Source organism: Flavobacterium xanthum, from assembly GCF_900142695.1.
GTDB classification, from domain to species: Bacteria; Bacteroidota; Bacteroidia; order Flavobacteriales; family Flavobacteriaceae; genus Flavobacterium; species Flavobacterium xanthum.
The window spans coordinates 11,772-30,426 of record NZ_FRBU01000028.1; the positions used below are offsets into that span (position 1 = coordinate 11,772).

Annotated in this window: 15 protein-coding genes; 12 read left to right on the forward strand and 3 right to left on the reverse strand. The window is 34.6% G+C overall.

All coding sequences use genetic code 11. The features are described from left to right. Positions 1 to 170: 170 nt before the first annotated feature. The 6 genes from rlmF (at position 171) to BUC11_RS11920 (ending at position 10,417) form a co-directional block, all read left to right on the forward strand. On the forward strand, positions 171 to 1,130 hold the full coding sequence (rlmF, locus tag BUC11_RS11895) for a 23S rRNA (adenine(1618)-N(6))-methyltransferase RlmF (RefSeq protein WP_073354316.1): 960 nt from the start codon (positions 171 to 173) through the stop codon (positions 1,128 to 1,130). 392 nt (positions 1,131 to 1,522) lie between these two features. After that, entirely contained in the window at positions 1,523 to 2,134 is a 612-nt protein-coding gene (locus BUC11_RS11900) for an RNA polymerase sigma factor (protein ID WP_073354318.1), read from the forward strand. Positions 2,135 to 2,222: 88 nt separating this feature from the next. Beyond that, positions 2,223 to 3,332 (forward strand): FecR family protein, encoded by a 1,110-nt coding sequence (locus BUC11_RS11905; protein ID WP_073354319.1) that lies wholly within the window; start codon positions 2,223 to 2,225, stop codon positions 3,330 to 3,332. A gap of 540 nt (positions 3,333 to 3,872) precedes the next feature. Next, entirely contained in the window at positions 3,873 to 6,908 is a 3,036-nt protein-coding gene (locus BUC11_RS11910; RefSeq protein ID WP_073354349.1) for a TonB-dependent receptor, read from the forward strand. 124 nt (positions 6,909 to 7,032) lie between these two features. After that, positions 7,033 to 9,024 carry an excinuclease ABC subunit UvrB gene (gene uvrB / locus BUC11_RS11915; RefSeq protein WP_073354321.1) on the forward strand — a complete coding sequence of 664 codons (1,992 nt, stop codon included), beginning with the start codon at positions 7,033 to 7,035 and terminating at the stop codon, positions 9,022 to 9,024. A 166-nt stretch (positions 9,025 to 9,190) separates the two neighbouring features. Next, complete coding sequence (locus BUC11_RS11920; protein ID WP_073354322.1) at positions 9,191 to 10,417, forward strand: hypothetical protein; 1,227 nt, start codon at positions 9,191 to 9,193, stop codon at positions 10,415 to 10,417. 42 nt (positions 10,418 to 10,459) lie between these two features. On the opposite strand, the gene BUC11_RS11925 is transcribed toward BUC11_RS11920, so the two are convergent. Continuing rightward, positions 10,460 to 10,861, reverse strand: coding sequence for an excinuclease ABC subunit B (locus BUC11_RS11925; RefSeq protein WP_073354324.1), 402 nt, complete (start codon positions 10,859 to 10,861; stop codon positions 10,460 to 10,462). A gap of 56 nt (positions 10,862 to 10,917) precedes the next feature. Between BUC11_RS11925 and BUC11_RS11930 the strand changes: the two genes are divergently transcribed. From BUC11_RS11930 to BUC11_RS11955, 6 genes are all read left to right on the forward strand, one after another. After that, a complete protein-coding gene (locus BUC11_RS11930) occupies positions 10,918 to 11,736 on the forward strand; it encodes an alpha/beta hydrolase (RefSeq protein ID WP_073354326.1) in 819 nt (272 codons plus the stop codon). Between the two features lie 48 nt (positions 11,737 to 11,784). After that, positions 11,785 to 12,795, forward strand: coding sequence for a dipeptide epimerase (locus tag BUC11_RS11935; protein WP_073354327.1), 1,011 nt, complete (start codon positions 11,785 to 11,787; stop codon positions 12,793 to 12,795). Positions 12,796 to 12,801: 6 nt separating this feature from the next. Further along, positions 12,802 to 13,833: an aminotransferase class I/II-fold pyridoxal phosphate-dependent enzyme gene (locus tag BUC11_RS11940; protein WP_073354329.1), complete on the forward strand. Its 1,032-nt coding sequence runs from the start codon at positions 12,802 to 12,804 to the stop codon at positions 13,831 to 13,833. Between the two features lie 58 nt (positions 13,834 to 13,891). Beyond that, entirely contained in the window at positions 13,892 to 14,359 is a 468-nt protein-coding gene (locus BUC11_RS11945) for a DUF1456 family protein (protein WP_073207685.1), read from the forward strand. A 2-nt stretch (positions 14,360 to 14,361) separates the two neighbouring features. Next, entirely contained in the window at positions 14,362 to 15,018 is a 657-nt protein-coding gene (locus BUC11_RS11950; RefSeq protein WP_073354331.1) for a Rossmann-fold NAD(P)-binding domain-containing protein, read from the forward strand. Between the two features lie 78 nt (positions 15,019 to 15,096). Next, positions 15,097 to 15,618 (forward strand): hypothetical protein, encoded by a 522-nt coding sequence (locus tag BUC11_RS11955; RefSeq protein WP_073354333.1) that lies wholly within the window; start codon positions 15,097 to 15,099, stop codon positions 15,616 to 15,618. Between the two features lie 41 nt (positions 15,619 to 15,659). Here BUC11_RS11955 and BUC11_RS11960 read toward each other — a convergent pair whose 3' ends face one another. Both BUC11_RS11960 and sucC read right to left on the reverse strand, forming a co-directional pair. Next, positions 15,660 to 17,225 carry a protein adenylyltransferase SelO gene (locus BUC11_RS11960; protein ID WP_073354334.1) on the reverse strand — a complete coding sequence of 522 codons (1,566 nt, stop codon included), beginning with the start codon at positions 17,223 to 17,225 and terminating at the stop codon, positions 15,660 to 15,662. Between the two features lie 170 nt (positions 17,226 to 17,395). Continuing rightward, complete coding sequence (sucC, locus tag BUC11_RS11965; RefSeq protein ID WP_073354336.1) at positions 17,396 to 18,589, reverse strand: ADP-forming succinate--CoA ligase subunit beta; 1,194 nt, start codon at positions 18,587 to 18,589, stop codon at positions 17,396 to 17,398. Positions 18,590 to 18,655: the final 66 nt, after the last annotated feature.

The following is an 18,655-nucleotide window of genomic DNA, read 5'->3' on the forward strand; positions in this document are numbered from 1 at the left end:
GGCATAAAAGTCATTCTAATTGTATTTTTTATAAAAGTAACCGTTTTTAGTTTTCGAAAAATACGCAAGGTTCTGATTTTATGATTTATTTTTCATCTGTTTAATGGGTCAAAGTCGTCTTTATGCTTTTACAAAATAGTTATGCCTATCTTTGCACCGAAATATAGAAAATGAAAGCAAAAACGATTACCGAAAAAACTAATTTACATCCGAGAAACCTGGATAGATTTGGATATAATTTTGAGCAATTAATAGAAAAATCTCCTGAATTGCAGCTTTTTGTTTCTATAAATGAACATAATATAGAGACAATTGATTTTAGTAATCCTGATGCAGTAAAGTCGCTTAACAAAGCATTATTGTTATCTCATTGCGACATTCAAAACTGGGATATTCCAGCAAATTATCTTTGTCCACCGATTCCAGGAAGAGCGGATTACATTCATTATATAGCAGATTTATTAGCTTCAAGCAACAACGGAATCATTCCTGAAGGAGAAACCGTTCAAGGTTTAGACATTGGTGTAGGTGCCAATTGCATTTATCCAATAATTGGTAATTCAGCGTATGGATGGAGTTTTGTAGGAACCGATATCGATTTGAAAGCAATTGAAAACTGTAGTGCTATCATTGAAGAAAATCCAAAACTGATTGATGCCATTAGTTTACAACAGCAAACGGAATCTCGTTTTATTTTTAAAAATATAATCACTCCCGAAGACCGATTTACGTTTACCATTTGCAATCCTCCTTTTCATGCCTCACAAGAGGAAGCTACGAAAAGCACAGTTCGAAAAATCAATAATTTAGAATCCCGAAGTGCCGAGAGCAAAGTAACTAAACCTGTTTTAAATTTTGGAGGTCACAATGCCGAATTATGGTGTGAAGGCGGCGAATTAGGTTTCGTGACCCAAATGATTTACGAAAGTGCTAAATACCCAATGCAGTGTTTATGGTTTACCACTTTGGTATCTAAAAAAGAAAATCTTTCCAGTCTTTACAAAATACTAAACAAAGTAAGTGCAGTCGAAATTAAAACTATTGATATGGCTCAAGGCCAAAAAACAAGCCGAATAATAGCTTGGACTTTCCTGAGTGAAGCACAACAAAAAGCCTGGAAGTTCGAATAAAAACTCCTATTTAGTTTAAGCAATCAATCCCAACAATCATTCCTTGATAGTCGGGAAAATCAACCTGCACCTATACTTATTCCTATTGTGCATTTAAAATAAAGTCCTTAAAACTTCCATTATTAAATCCATAATTAAACTTCTCTAAATTTACTTTACCGAAAAAAAAATACTGTTATTCATAAATAGTTGTATTTCTTGCTACTTTCAAGAGTAAAAGATCATTTTAACATAATTTTACGTAGATTTGGTAAAGAAATCTTTAATTAATTATATAGAAATTTCTCTTACAACGCATTAAAAAGGCAACTGAAAATTGAACTTTTTAAACTAAAAAAGCCAAATTAATTATTCTTTTTTGTATTTAAAATCAGTGATTTAATTCAAACTAAATGGTAAAAAAGCAACTGTCACAGACCGAAATACTTGATGATTCCACACTTTGGAACAGTCTAAAAGAAGGGAATGAAAATGCTTTTTCCATACTTTTCAAAAGACATTATGCACATTTAGTACGCTATGGAAATTCTTTTATTCCCTTTCCAGAAAAAGTGCAAGACTGTGTTCAAGATGTTTTTACTGACATTTGGATTTATAAAGACAAATTGAGTGATAAAGTGGTTGTAAAAGCCTATTTATTATCCTGTGTTCGCAAGCGTATAACTAGATCACAAGAACGGGATCGTATTTTTCGCCTTAGCAGCTCTATAGATACGGTAGAATTCTTATTTGATTTCTCTATTGAACACGACCTTATTTCTGATGAAACCACAGCTTCTAAAGTGTCACATCTCAATCATTTAATAAACGATTTGCCTTCTCGACAAAAAGAAGCCTTATATCTTCGTTATACACAAGAACTAACCGTAGACCAAATTGCCGATACATTGGATATTAATTATCAATCGGCAAACAATCTTTTGCACCGTGCTTTGTTGAGCTTACGCAAAGATTGGAAAGGAAACATCTGCTGCATTTTAATGCTTGTTTCGCTCACATTTTAATCTTCGAAAAAATAATTTAAAAAAAAACACTATTTAGTGAGTATCAATTAAAAAAAAGGTCCTCTATTTAAATGTAACCCTTTTTTTGATGCAACACCGTACTAATTATACCGAAATAGAACACTTTTTAGCTGATGAATCATTCCGATTATGGGTGCATTTCAATGATGATCAACACCAATGGGAAGAATGGACCTTAGAAAATTCCAATCGTGCTAAATTAGTTGAAGAGGCTCGATTATGGTTGTTAGCAATGAAAGCGCCTAATGATACTTTAACTAAGGATGAAGTGCAAAATGCATTGGAAGCTACTTGGAAAAAAATTGAAAGAGTAGAAGAAAATAAAAAGGAAAAACCAGTTCTTAAGCTTTTGAGAAAAAGATGGTTTAACGGAGTTGCGGCTGTTTTGATTTTAAGCCTTTTAACCGGATGGTTGTATAATCAAACCAACAGTGATAATGATTCCGCACTAACTTATAGCGAACTTATCAATGAAAATGAAGAAGGCTTAGTGGAGCAAACGAATAATTCAGACAAACCACAAATCATAACATTATCCGATGGCAGTTCTGTTTTATTACAACCCAACAGCAAATTAAGTTATCCTAAAATATTTGCGGGTAATGAACGAAAAGTGTACCTGTCCGGTGAAGGCTTTTTCGAAATTAGCAAAGATCCTAAAAAGCCATTTTTTGTATTTGCAAATGAAATCGTTACAAAAGTAGTCGGAACCAGTTTCAAAATAAAAGCGTACGCTAATCAACCAAATGTAGAAGTTGTGGTTCGGACTGGAAAAGTAAAAGTAAGATCGAATGAATTAATCTCAAATTCAAAAGACGAGCTGATTGTTTTATTGCCCAATCAAGCCCTGCGATTCGTTCGAAAAAACTTAAGTTTTAAAAAGATTACTGATATTACACAGGATGAATTATTAATTAATTCCAAGAGTAATATTGAGCAATTAGGATTTGAATTCACCGATATTCCTGTGTCACAAATTTTCAAAACAATTGAACAGGCGTATTTAGTGAAAATTGATTTTCCTCAATCCAAATTAAAAGACTGTTATCTGACAACATCTTTAACAGATCAACCTTTACCTGAAAAGCTTAAAATTATTTGCAAAAGCCTTGAAAACAATACGAGTTATGAAATGAATGGTAACCAAATTAGTATTATATCCGATGGATGTAATTAATAGTAACTTGCCTATGAATAAAAATATATAATGCAAAAAGCGCCGAAAATGCTGTAACATTCTCGACGCCCTAAATAGAATCAATTCACTCTCTGTAAAGAGTAATTGCTTTGTTCTACCAATACCCTAACTAACGAATATTAATAAAAACAGACCAAAATTATGAAAAAAACCGTCTTCAAACAACGACTACTAATTCGAATTATGAAAATAACCTTATTTCAATTTGTTTTAGCCCTTGTATTTTCAAGTATAACATTTGCGAATAATATCAGAGGTCAAAAAAAGCTGGACACAAAGGTAACTATTACCGTGACCGATTTGAACTTAGATACTGCTTTGTCAAAACTTGAAAAATTGGCACATGTAAAATTTTCGTATAATTCGAGAATGTCACAATTGAATCAAAAAGTGAGTGTTTATGCTAACAACGAAGCTTTATCGAGTGTTTTGACACGCATTTTGAAACCATTAAAAATGAACTATACCGAAGTAAGTAATCAAATTATTTTACAAAAAGAAGGTATTGCTAACACCGGAATGAATGCTGAATATTTCTCTACTTTAAATCAAAATACAACTGCTGAGATTATCAAAGGTCGTGTAGTGGATGAAAAAGGAGAATCGTTACCTGGCGTGACAATTATCGTAAAAGGAACTACAAAAGGAACAACAACAGATATCGATGGAACGTATACCATCAGCGCTGAAATTGGAGACGTTTTACAATTTTCTTATGTAGGATTAGAAACTAAATCACTGAAGGTAACCGGAACTACATTAAACGTTACTTTAATGGGAAGTGGCGAAACACTCCAAGATGTTGTTGTAATCGGATCCAGAAATCCAACCAGAACAGTCACTGAATCTGCAGTACCTATTGATGTGATTTCTATGAAAGAGATCGCTTCACAAGGGGCTCAAACGAATTTGAATCAGATTTTAAATATGGTTGCGCCATCATTTACATCTAATACAACCACTGTAGCTGATGGAACAGATCACATTGACCCTGCACAATTAAGAGGTTTAGGACCAGACCAAGTTTTAGTTTTATTAAATGGAAAACGACGTCATACGTCCTCTTTAGTAAACATCAATGGATCACCTGGTAGAGGAGCTGTAGGTACCGACTTAAATTCCATTCCCGCTTTTGCTATCGAAAAAATTGAAGTATTAAGAGATGGAGCTTCAGCTCAATATGGCTCAGATGCTATTGCTGGTGTAATCAACATCAACATGAAAAAAGACACTAAAAAATTAGAAGTAAACCTTTTTGGTGGAAGTCATTTTTCTAAAAATGCTAACGACCATACTGGCGGAAATGATGGAAACAACATTCAAATTGACTTAAACTACGGAACAAATTTAGGAAAGGAAAAAAGTTTCATCAATGTTACGGCAAGCGCTCAATTGAGAGGCCAAACAAGTCGTGCCAAAGAAGTTACAGGAAGTTTATTCAACCGATACAATGCTGTTGAAGAAAGAGCTAGAATAGCAGGTATTAACATTAATAGTTTGTATGCGAATACGTTAAACACCACTCCTGGTTTTTACAACGGTTTGCTAAACACAATTAATACGTATGCACAACAAGTAAGTTATTTTGATGCAACTACAAAAACAGCTATTCAAAGTGCCGCTACTGCAGGAAATTTATCTGGGATGAGAACTTTATTAGGAGCTGATGTAACTTCGGACGAACTTGCTGCTAGAGGCTTAGTACGAAACGATTTTAATATGAAAGTTGGTCAATCATCACTTCAAAGCTCACAATTCTTTGTAAATGCTGCCTATCCTTTAACTGATAAATTAGAGTTATATGCTTTTGGAGGGAACAGCCACAGAACTGGTGAAGCTGCTGGATTTTACAGAAGACCAAATCAATCTAGATCGTATACCGGTTTGTATCCAAATGGTTTTTTACCTGAAATCCATTCTACAATTAACGACATTTCAGCAGCGGCAGGATTGCGAGGTACCATTTTTGGTAATTGGAATTTTGATTTGAGTAATACTTTTGGTAGAAACAGTTTTGATTATGGTGTTGAAAACACGGTCAATTCTTCCATGAGAGAAAATTCTCCAACTACTTTTGATGCAGGTGGATTGGCATTTAGCCAAAACACAACCAATTTTGACATGAATCAAAAATTTGGTAATTTGAACGTTGCTTTCGGCGCTGAATACAGAAATGAAAAATACAGCATCAATGCTGGACAACCTGAATCATATAATTTATATGATGTAAACGGTGATGTTGCTTTACCAGGAGTAACACCCGCTAATCTTATCGTAACTGATTTCTTTGGATCTATTAGAGGAAATGGTTCCCAAGTATTTCCGGGTTTTAGACCTGCAAACGCAGTTGATAAAGGACGTAACAGTGCCGCTATTTATGGAGATCTTGAATATGATGTTACAGATAAATGGTTGTTGAACGGAGCCGTTCGTTTTGAAAATTATTCTGATTTTGGAAACACTACTAATTTTAAAGTTGCCAGTCGTTATAAACTAACAGACAACATTAATTTGCGTGGTGCCGTTTCCACAGGTTTTCGCGCTCCTTCTTTACATCAAATCAATTTTAACGCTACAGCGACTCAATTTGTTGGTGGTGTACCATTTGAAGTAAGTACATTTAGTAATGACTCTCCAGCAGCTAAAGCCCTTGGAATTCCGCAATTGAAACAAGAAGAATCTAAAAGTGCTAGTATTGGTTTTACCGCTAAAATTCCAGAAGCAAATTTAACTTTAACAGCAGATGCTTATATTGTAAGAATAGATGACAGAGTAACTTTGACGGATCAATTTTCTCGTCCATCGGGAACATTTGCTGCAGGAACACCACAGAGAGAGCTTCAATTACAATTTGATCTAGCTGGAGCAAATGCGGCTACCTTTTTTGCCAATGCTATTAGTACCGAGTCTAAAGGTATTGATATCATTATAACACATAAACTAAATTTAGGAGCTATAGTAATCAAATCAGATTTAGCTACTACTTTTTCTCAAACAAGACAAGTGGGTGCTATACAAGGATCGCCTACTTTAGTTGCTAATGGTCAAATAAACCGTTATTTTTCTGAAATGAGCAGAATCTATTTAGAAGAAGCAATCCCTAGAGTTAAAGGAAATTTAACCAACTCTTTTACTTATAAAAAATTCGATTTCTTTTTGAGAAATGTTTACTTCGGACAGGTAACTGATCCAAATACGGCTGATGTAAATGGAGATGGAAGAGTTGAAGGAGCCATAATAAATGGTCAAGCAGTCGAAGTTGAGCATCCAATCTGGGGCGCAAAAATAATCACTGACTTATCTGTTGGTTTTAAAATTACTGGAGCTGCAAAAGTTGTAATTGGAGCTAACAATATTTTTGATATCTATCCTGATGCAAATCTTGGTACACAAACTGCAATCAGACCTAGATTAGTATCTGGAGCTATTGATTACAACGCTGCACCATCCACAATTGACTTATCAAATGCAAATCAATTTGCATATTCAAGAAACACCTCTCAATTTGGTCAAAACGGAAGATTCCTTTTTGCTAGGTTAAGCTTGAGTTTCTAGAAAACCCTATTTTATATTGAAAACCATTCGCGTGCGCGAATGGTTTTTTTTTGGCTTAATCTTAGGTAATAAAAGAACCCAAACTTTGTACCTTTGCATTTCTAAAACTTTGCCCCTTAATTAAATGAATTTCCAAGTAGTATCCGATTACCAGCCCAAAGGCGACCAACCCCAAGCGATTGAAAAATTAGTTCAGGGAATTACTGAGGGCGATAAATTCCAAACACTTTTGGGTGTTACCGGATCTGGAAAAACATTTACGGTGGCTAATGTCATTCAGGAAGTGCAAAGACCCACTTTAGTTTTGGCACACAACAAAACGTTGGCGGCTCAATTATACTCCGAGTTCAAACAATTCTTCCCGAATAATGCCGTGGAATATTTCGTTTCCTATTACGATTATTACCAACCTGAAGCTTTTATGCCCGTAACCGGTGTTTTCATTGAAAAGGATTTATCTATCAATGAAGAACTGGAAAAAATGAGAATGTCAACAACTGCCTCATTACTTTCCGGACGAAGAGACATTTTGGTAGTGGCATCGGTTTCGTGTTTGTACGGTATTGGAAATCCAATAGAATTTCAGAAAAACTTAATTCCAATTGAGAAAGGCCAAATCATTTCACGAACTAAATTATTGCATCAACTGGTGCAAAGTTTATACTCCAGAACGGAAGCCGATTTTAATCCTGGAAGTTTCAGGATTAAAGGCGACACCGTTGATGTGTATCCTAGTTATGCAGATGAAGCTTACAGAGTTCATTTCTTTGGGGATGAAATTGAGGAAATTGAAAGTTTTGACACCAAGAATTCTCAGGTTCTTGAAAAATTTGAAAAACTGACTATTTATCCAGCTAATATGTTTGTGACTTCACCGGACGTGTTGCAAGGCGCCATTTGGGAAATACAGCAAGATTTGGTAAAACAAGTTGATTATTTCAAGGAAATTGGCAAACCTTTAGAAGCAAAACGATTGGAAGAACGCACCAATTTTGATTTGGAAATGATTCGGGAATTGGGTTATTGCTCTGGAATCGAGAATTACTCCCGTTATCTTGATGGTCGTTTACCGGGAACTAGACCTTTTTGTTTATTGGATTATTTCCCTAAAGATTACTTAATGGTGGTCGATGAAAGTCACGTGACACTTTCACAAGTTAGCGCTATGTATGGCGGCGACCGAAGCCGTAAAGAAAATTTAGTGGAATACGGTTTCCGACTTCCAGCTGCAATGGACAACCGTCCTTTGAAATTTGAAGAATTTGAAGCGATGCAAAACCAAGTAATTTATGTTTCGGCAACACCAGCGGATTATGAGTTACAAAAAACAGAAGGCGTTGTTGTAGAGCAGGTAATTCGCCCGACAAGTTTACTAGATCCAATTATCGAAATCCGACCAAGTTTAAACCAAATTGATGATTTAATTGAAGAAATTCAAGTTCGAGCCGAAATTGACGAACGCGTTTTGGTGACGACTTTAACCAAAAGAATGGCCGAAGAACTCGCTAAATATTTAACAAAAGTTAATATTCGTTGTCGTTATATCCACTCTGAAGTAGATACTTTAGAACGAATAGAAATCATGCAAGATTTGCGAAAAGGAATTTTTGATGTGTTAATTGGTGTGAATTTGCTTCGTGAAGGATTGGATTTACCAGAAGTTTCTTTGGTCGCCATATTAGATGCAGACAAAGAAGGTTTTTTAAGAAGCCACCGTTCATTGACGCAAACCATTGGTAGAGCGGCAAGAAACCTTAATGGAAAAGCAATTATGTATGCGGATAAAATCACAAATAGCATGCAAAAAACTATTGATGAAACCAATTACCGCAGAACCAAACAAATTAATTACAACACAGAACACAACTTGGTTCCGATGGCTTTAAATAAAAAAATCGAGAGTGCTTTTACCAAAAATCCATTAGCAGATTATGAATTAGGACTTACCTCAAACTCAGCTGCCGAACCGGAAACGACTTATATGTCCAAACCGGAAATCGAGAAGATTATTAGAGAGAAACGCAAATCAATGGAGAAAGCAGCAAAAGATTTAGACTTTATGCAAGCGGCAAAATTACGGGATGATATCAAGAGATTACAAGGTCAATTAGCCTAGCGAACGCTGCAATACATCATTGCAAACAAATATAAAATATAACTTCGTAAATTTAGATGGCTTTAAGTACTACTATTTTGTCATGAAATGCTTTTAAATTATTTAAAAAGTTTTAAATTTGAACTGAAATATTATCTAATTGTTATACAATCAATTACGATTTTAAATGAAATGCTATTCATACATTTTAATTCTTTTAGGATTTATTTCAGGTGCTTCAGGACAAACTTCGGAGCAGGATTTGATACGCACAGAAATAGAAAACAGCACTGATTTGATCAAACCAAATATTCTTTCTAATCACCCGTTAGGAATGTACATTTCCCGAATAAATCATAATTTTAAAGTGCGTTCACCAGAGAAATACTCCTTCTCATTTGAAGTTTCCAGCGGAAATGTGATGTTGCCTTATGTTAAATCATATACTTTAACGAATCCAGTTGATAGAGCAAATGCGGCACAGTTTCCTTGGCATTACCGAGAATACAAATTTGACCTCAACACCGTTCCTGCTCAAACCAACTCATTTACTGCTGACGGTGTCATTAGATCCTATAAATTTACATTTTCCTTGCCTTTATCGGTCAATCACGAACTTACTTTTGGCATCCGTTCGTATTCCCTTGACGGAGGAAAATATCCATTTTCAGTATTTACCTCTGATGAATCCATTGAATGGTTTCACAGTACTATTGCCGGAGGAGAAGATCCATTTTCGAGACGGTATTATGGTTTAAACAAAGCAAAAATATCCTATCAAGACGAGAACAACACCTTTCTAACAATGAACAATGGTAATTTTCGAATTCCAGGAATGGAGATCAATTATTTCTACTATCCAAAATTAGAAATGAATAAGAAACATCGAATCTATATGAATTTTGGCGCCCACTTCGGCATCAATATGTCCAGATACAATCCTGTTATGGACATTGGTATTTCTTCTTCCGCTATCAAGAAAATGATAGTTAAAGATAAAAACATATTGACTGTAGGCATCAGTGCAGGCGCTTTAAGACAGCGATTATTCCAGTTTGGAGATCGAGTAAACTTCAGCGATCGCTCCTTCCTATACAGTTTTGAAGGACTTATTGATTATAAAAGAAAACTTCAAAATAATAATACTATTTCATTTGGGATCAATTATACTTTTCAAACACCCTACAATAATAAAAATGATTTTAATCATATCATTTTAACTGGCGAGAGAGTAAAATCGCATTGGCAGGAAACACTATCTCACCTATATGAAAATCTTGATGCATGGAATTTTATCTGCACCTATTCTGTTAAACAATTTTCTTATTTTATATACATTAGAGAAGACCTTACGCTAGATAATGCGCCTGATTTACAGACAGGCTTTGGTGTGAAAATGTCTTTTAAGAATTAAATAGTAAAAATATAGATCCTCAAATTCCTCTAGAATCAAAGGTTAATTATGTTGTTCCTGAAAAATATTTAATAAAACTTCGGCATCTATAATTGCATTAGGCGCTTCATTCATCAATTTAAGAATGCGTTTTGTAGCTATTGGATTAAGTCCCATTTCAATTGCTATTTGCTGAATCGCAACAGCTTCTTTTTTATGTAAAATTCCGTCACAATACATCAATAAAGCCAATCTATAAAATTGTTGAATCCGTTGAAATTCAGTTTTTATCGGTATTAAAGGTAATTCTTGATGAAAAAAATCTTTAAAAACGGTACTGTCAAAACTCAGTTCTTTGGCGACAATTTCTAAAAATTCATATTCTCTTTTATGCAAATGTCCGTCAACGGTAGAAAAAGCAATCATTTCTAAAAGTAAACTCCTCTTTTGTTCGAATGTATTCATCAAATTATTATTTTTAGCTAAAATATTGTTTTTAAATCAAAACACAAAAACTAATAATGAATCGACTAAAGTTCCTACTCCTACTTTTCTTTTTTACGATAGCAAAAATTACTGCTCAGGGCGAAGAAATAAAGAAAACTACGGCTTCTAAACAAGTGTCTACTTTTACTATTGAAGCGCCACAACTTCAAACTACAAAGAAAATTTGGGTCTATTTACCCGAAAATTATGCTACCTCAAAAAAGAATTTCTCTGTAATTTATATGCATGATGCTCAAAACTTGTTTGATGCAAAAACTTCTTATTCCGGGGAATGGAATGTAGATGAAAAACTGGACAGCCTAAAAGCTCAGGTTATTGTGATAGGAATCGAACATGGAAATGAGAAACGAATGGAGGAATTAACGCCTTTTAAAAACGAAAAATACGGTGGTGGAAAAGCAGATAACTATTTAGAATTTATCGTAAAAACATTGAAGCCACAAATCGACAAAACCTATCGAACCAAAACTAAAAAGAAAAATACAATCATCATGGGAAGTTCTCTTGGCGGTTTGACTTCCTATTATGCCGTTTTAAAATATCCTGAAATTTTTGGAAAAGCAGGTGTTTTCTCGCCTTCCTTTTGGTTTACCAAAGACATTTATACGCTGACTGAAAAATCAAAAAAAATAAAGTCGAAAATTTATTTTCTGTGTGGCGATGCTGAAAGTGACGACATGGTTTCGGATTTGAACAAAATGGAATATTTAATAAATTCTAATCGATGCTATTGCCTCAATTTAAATAAAAAAACAATTGTAAAAGACGGAAAACACAATGAAAAACTATGGCGCGACGGTTTTGTCGATGCCTTTTTATGGCTCGGTTTATAAAAAATTCTGCTTTAAATAAACACAACAAATAGTAAAATTAAACCCCAAATGGAACTAATATTAAGAGAATACGAACTCAAATTAAAACATACGTTCACGATTTCAAGAGAATCGATTGATGTTCAGCCATCTTTGATTGTGGAGTTGCAACGTGATGGTTTTTCTGGTTGTGGCGAAGCAACTTCTAATCCATATTACAAGACAACAGTTCCTGTGATGATGCAGGATTTAGAAAAAATTAGAACCATAATCGAAAATACTACAGAGGAAACACCCGAAGCATTTTGGGCAAAAATCCATCCTTACTTAAAAGACGATATGTTTGCTTTGTGCGCTTTGGATATGGCATACAATGATTTATACGCGCGTAAAAAAGGAAAGAAACTGTACGAATTGTGGAATTATAGCATTGACAAAAATCCATTGACCGATTACACAATTGGAATAGCTTCCATCGAAAAAATGGTGGCTAAAATGAAGGAATTACCTTGGCCGATTTATAAAATCAAGTTAGGAACCAAAGAAGATATTGCCATTGTTACTGAACTTCGGAAACATACCGATGCTATTTTCAGAATCGATGCCAATTGTGGATGGAGCGTGGACGAAACCATAAACAATGCCGTTACACTAAAAAAATTGGGTGTGGAATTCTTGGAACAACCCTTGAAAGCAGATAATTGGGTAGGACACAAGGAAGTTTTTAAACATTCCGTTTTACCGATTATAGCCGACGAAAGTTGTATTATAGAAGAAGATGTAGCAAAATGTAATAACCATTTTCATGGTGTAAATGTGAAGTTGGTAAAATGTGGCGGTTTAACTCCCGGAAGACGAATGATTCAGGAAGCCAAGAAATTAGGTCTAAAAACCATGGTGGGTTGTATGACCGAATCGACTGTAGGAATTTCTGCGATTGCGCATTTATTGCCACAATTGGATTATGTAGATATGGATGGCGCATTGCTTTTGGCAGAAGATATTGCAACTGGAGTGACAATCGATTTTGGAAAAATAAACTATTCTGACTTAAACGGAACTGGTGTAACTTTAATGTAGTTTTAAATGAAAGTCAACCAATTTCCAGATCGAATAATTGAAATCGAAAATAAAGAATATCTTTATTTTGGAGGAACGGCTTATTTGGGTTTGCCAACGCATCCTGAATTCAAAAAACTGCTCATTAAAAACATTTTGCAATGGGGAACGGCGTATGGAAGTTCTCGAAGTGCAAACATTCAACTGACCGCCTACGAAAATGGGGAACGGTTTTTAGCCAATTTCATCAAAGCAGAAGCTGCTCTCACCCTTTCTTCCGGAATGTTAGCAGGAAAATTAGTTATTGAAGCATTAACTCCTGAAACCGATTGCTTTTTTCATTTTCCGGATACGCACACTGCCATCAAAGCGCAAAACAATCTTCCTTTTTTTATTGGAGAAAAGATAAATCCTCGGTTGCTCGATTCTGAAATTGAAAAAATTACTGTTTTGACGGATTCGGTTCCCTCCTTTCGTGTACAACCAATCGATCTTTCTATTCTGAATTTGATTCCGACCAATAAAGAAATCACTTTAGTTATTGACGAATCACATTCACTTGGAATTTTGGGTATGAATGGTTGCGGGATTTATTCGAACATTAATCTTCCCAACGTTAAAAGGAAAATCATGGTGTCCTCTTTGGGCAAAGCATTTGGATTGACAGGAGGCGTAATTGCTAGTGATTCTGAATTTATCAATCTATTAGCAACTCACGATACTTTTGTTTCCAGTGCCGGAATGAATGCTGCATTTGTACAGACAATGTCAGATGCGGAGCATATTTATTTACAACAGCACCAAAAATTAAAAGACAATTTAAACTATATTGATACTCATTTAAGTAAAAATGAAGCCATTCTTTTTGATGCTAATTATCCACTCATTTATCCGGAAATCGAAGGCATAAATGATGTTTTTACAGAAAATAAAATTATTATAACCAATTTTAAATATCCCACAGACACAAAGGATTTAAACAGAATTGTAATTACTGCCAATCATAAAAAAGAAGATTTGGATACTATAATTCACCTTCTGAACCAAAACCAATTCTAAATCTAAAATTGTGGTCCAATTGCTTTTAAACCGTACCTTTGTAAAAAATTAGAATATGATGACAAATAACGATATCTTTAAAAAACTTCGTGTAGCCTTAATGTTACGTGACGATCAAATAGTTGAAATATTAGAATTGGTAGATTTTAGAATCACTAAATCAGAATTAGGTGCTTTTTTCCGTGATGAAAAACATGAAAATTACATGGAATGTGGCGACCAAGTGTTGCGTAACTTTCTAAACGCATTGGTAATTCATTTGCGTGGAACGAAAGAAAATCCAAAAAACCCAAATGATGTTTTAGCAAAACACAAAGCTCAAATTCCTGCAAAAGAAGGATCCAAAGACAGACCCGAGTTTAAGGCAAAACCAAGAGACGAAGAAAAATCAAGAGGTGACGAAGCACCCTCAAAATCAAGACCTGCGACAAAAAACACTTCTAAAAAACAATATCCAAAAGGAAATTCAAAAGTTCAAGTAGTGGAGAAAGTGAAATTTAATTTCGGTAAGAATAAAAAATCATAACTGTGAAAACGGCTTTGATTATTGGTAGCACCGGTTTAATAGGTTCAGAACTATTAAATTTACTTTTAGAAAGTCCACATTACGCTAAAGTAATCACTTTCGTAAAAAGAGATACAGGAATAAAGCATCCTAAATTAACACAACACATTATTGATTTTGACAAGCCAGAAAGCTATAAAGAATTAGTTGTAGGTGATGATTTCTTTTGTACCATTGGCACAACAATCAAAAAAGCAGGTAGTAAAGAAGCTTTTAGAAAAGTAGATTTTGAATATCCGCGCCAGTTTGCCGCTTTTGCATTGCTACATAAAGTCAAACAATTCCTAATTATTTCATCTCTTAGTGCCGATGCGAAATCTGGAAACTTCTATTTAAAAACAAAAGGAGAAATTCAAGATTTCCTTAAGGATTGCAATTTTGAAAGCGTTGCTGTTTTGCAACCTTCCCTTCTTTTGGGAAATCGAACTGAATTCAGATTGGGCGAAAAAGTGGGTGCCTTTTTCATGAAAACACTTTCCTTTCTATTCCTTGGAAATTTAAAAAAATACAAACCAATTGAAGGTGAAACCGTAGCCAAAGCACTTTTGAAAATTGCGCAAAAAAACGATACAGGTTTCAAAATATACGAATCGGATGCGATTCAAGAAATTGGAAATTAATACATTATCAAAATCCTGAATGAGAGTTCAGGATTTTTTGTATATTTATTTCATCTAAATAAATTTATCTCTTCAAATATGAAATGTATTCTAACCTGCTCCATAGTACTTTTCACAACCCTATTTTTTGGACAAAACAATAAAACTGTAGAACCTGCGGTGTTTATTGATTTAAACTTAGTTCCAAGCAATACAATTGAATACGTCGAACCAAATGAAATTGAATCTATACATGTTGTCAAAAAAGACTCAATTATAAATGGTATTTTGTATCGTGGCCAGATTAACATTACGTCTAAAAACCCTAAGAAATATGATTTCATAAGCTTGGAACAAATTAAATCTCAATTTACCAAAATCAAAAGTAACGATGTCATTTATATGGTTAATGGAGCATTTATAAAAGACAACATTGACACTTTTAAATTAGACCGAAACTATATTTTAGAAGTTGAAGTTACCAATTCAGAGGCTTTTTATAATTTTAGAAAAAGTGATACAAAATTTGACATCATTAACATCTTGGGAAAAACTAAAGAGAATTTAGATAATAAAAACAAGATTTTATTAAGAGGTCAAGAAGGAATTGGTATAAAATAAACTCTATTCTTCATCTTGTTTATTACTTTTCAAATCCTATTTTAAGAACTACAACTTAACATAGAACATCCTACTTTATCTCTGGCCCAATCCGGTCTTTTGGCAAACCATTTTTGAAAATTCGGTTGTTCATCATATGGATTTTTAAGAATTTCGAATAATTCGTTGAGTAGAGAATAATTCCCTTTATCGGCATCATCGATAGACAATTGCGCCATGTAATTTCGCAATACATATTTTGGATTTACTGTATTCATTTGGTTTTTTCTTTCGGAATCCGAAAGTGTTTCTTCATTGATTCGAATGCTGTACTTCTCAAACCAATCATGCCAATCTTTCAAGATCGTTTCATCTAAATCCTTTTCATTATAAAAAGCGTCTTTTATGGTGTTGAAAGCGGTTGTTGCAGCATCAGCTTTGGATACATTACTCAGATTTCTAAAGAATATGGTCATGTCCGTTTCTACCTTTTCAAGCAATTGAGTCAAACTCTGAATCAAAACTACATCTTGATTTTTTTTGATTTGAAACCCGAGTTTATCTCGCATCATATTCAAATACTCCTTTTCGTAATCTGTACTATATGCCTCTAAAATAGCTTCGAGTGGCTTTGCATCATTTATCAAAGGATACAACGCATTTGCCAATTGGTATAAATTCCACAGCGCAATTTCTGGTTGATTGCCAAAACGGTATCTTTTATGTTGGTTGTCGGTTGTATTTGGTGTCCAGCCAGAATTGTAGTCTTCCAACCAGCCGTAAGGTCCATAATCAATGGTGATGCCGTGAATGGACATATTATCGGTATTCATAACGCCATGAACAAAACCAACGCGTTGCCAATGCACAATCATGTTGAGTGTCGTTTGGGTTACTTCTTGAAAAAAGGCCAAATATTTTTCGACACCTTCTTTTTGAATCTGAGGAAAATGATGTTTTATGGTAAAATCTGTCAGTAGTTTGAGATTATCGTGATCTTCTCGAGAAGCGAATAATTCGAAACTACCAAAACGAATAAATGAAGGAGCGACTCTACAAACAATGGCGCCTTTTTCGTATGCTGGATTTCCGTTATACAAAACATCCCGCAATACTTGATCGCCAGAAAGCATTAGTGAAAGCGAACGCGTAGTAGGAACACCTAAATAATGCATTGCTTCAGCACATAAATGCTCTCGTATGGAAGAACGTAAAACGGCAAACCCATCTGCTGTTCGCGAATATGGTGTTGGTCCTGCTCCTTTCAGTTGCAACGTGTACGATTTATTTTCATGAACAACTTCAGTTAAATTAATGGCACGACCATCTCCTAATTGTCCGGCCCAATTTCCAAATTGATGTCCGGCATAAGGCATAGCATACGGTTTCGTACCAGGATAAATGATACTTCCAGAAAAAGTATTCAAAAAATCAGTAGAAAGGATATCATCTTGAGAAAGACCAATAGCATTTGCTACGTCTATTGAAGCATGAATCAGTGAAGGATTGGTTGGCTTTTTGGGTACTACAAACGAAAATGCGGATTGATGAACCTGTCTTGGAACATTGGTTTGGTTGGGATCAGCAGGCAGTTCGGTAGTGAAATTATTTTGTATCTGAAGTTTCATAAGTACTAAAAAACGTTAAAAACAAAGATAATTGTTGTAAACCAGAAAACTTTACACTTTCAATTATTATTATGATTTGTTCTATCTAAAAAATTTATTTTCAGCAAAAAAAAAATCCTGTTCGCAGTAGCAAACAGGATTTTCAAAAAAATATATAACGTTATTCCTAATTAAGAAAGTGCTGCTTTTACTTGATCTGCAGCTTCTTGAAATTCAACTGCTGATAAAATTGGCATTCCTGAATTATCAATTAATTCTTTTGCAATAGCTGCATTTGTACCTTGTAAACGAACAATGATTGGCACTTTAATTGCATCACCCATATTTTTGTAAGCGTCAACAACTCCTTGTGCCACACGGTCACAACGAACGATTCCACCAAAAATATTAATCAAAATAGCTTTTACGTTTGGATCTTTTAATATAATACGGAAAGCAGTTTCAACACGTTTTGCATCAGCAGTTCCACCTACGTCAAGGAAGTTAGCAGGCTCAAAACCAGCATACTTGATTAAATCCATAGTTGCCATCGCTAAACCAGCTCCGTTCACCATACATCCAACAGTACCGTCAAGATCTACATAATTTAATCCTACTTCTTTAGCTTCCACTTCGATTGGGTTCTCCTCACGAATGTCACGCATGTCAGCATATTTCTTTTGTCTGTATAAAGCATTATCATCGATATTTACTTTAGCATCAACAGCCATAATTTTATTGTCAGATGTTTTTAAAACCGGGTTGATTTCAAACATCGAAGCATCAGATCCTATGTAAGCATTGTATAAAGAATCGATGAATTTCACCATTTCTTTGAAAGCATTTCCAGAAAGACCTAAGTTAAAAGCAATTCTTCTTGCTTGAAAACCTTGTAATCCAACAGAAGGATCTACTTCTTCAGTAAAAATTAAATGAGGAGTATGTTCAGCAACTTCTTCAATATCCATTCCACCTTCAGTAGAATACATAATCATGTTACGACCTGTAGCTCTATTCAATAAAACAGAAACATAAAACTCAGAAGTTTCACTTTCGCCAGGATAATACACATCTTCAGCAATTAAAACTTTGTGTACTCTTTTACCTTCAGCAGAAGTTTGAGGTGTAATCAATTGCATTCCGATGATTTGCTCTGAAATCTCTTCAACTTGTTGTAAATTTTTGGCAAGTTTCACTCCACCACCTTTTCCACGTCCACCTGCATGAACTTGGGCTTTTACAACATACCAACTTGTACCCGTTTCGGCAGTTAATTGTTTTGCAGCAGCAACCGCTTCTACAGGGCTATTAGCAACGATTCCGCGTTGAATGCGAACTCCGTAGCTAGCTAAAATCTCTTTTCCTTGATATTCGTGTATGTTCATAATATAGAATTTGTCTGGCTTCTGAATTTCTTTCAGAATAAAAGTGGGACAAAAATAGCAAAATTC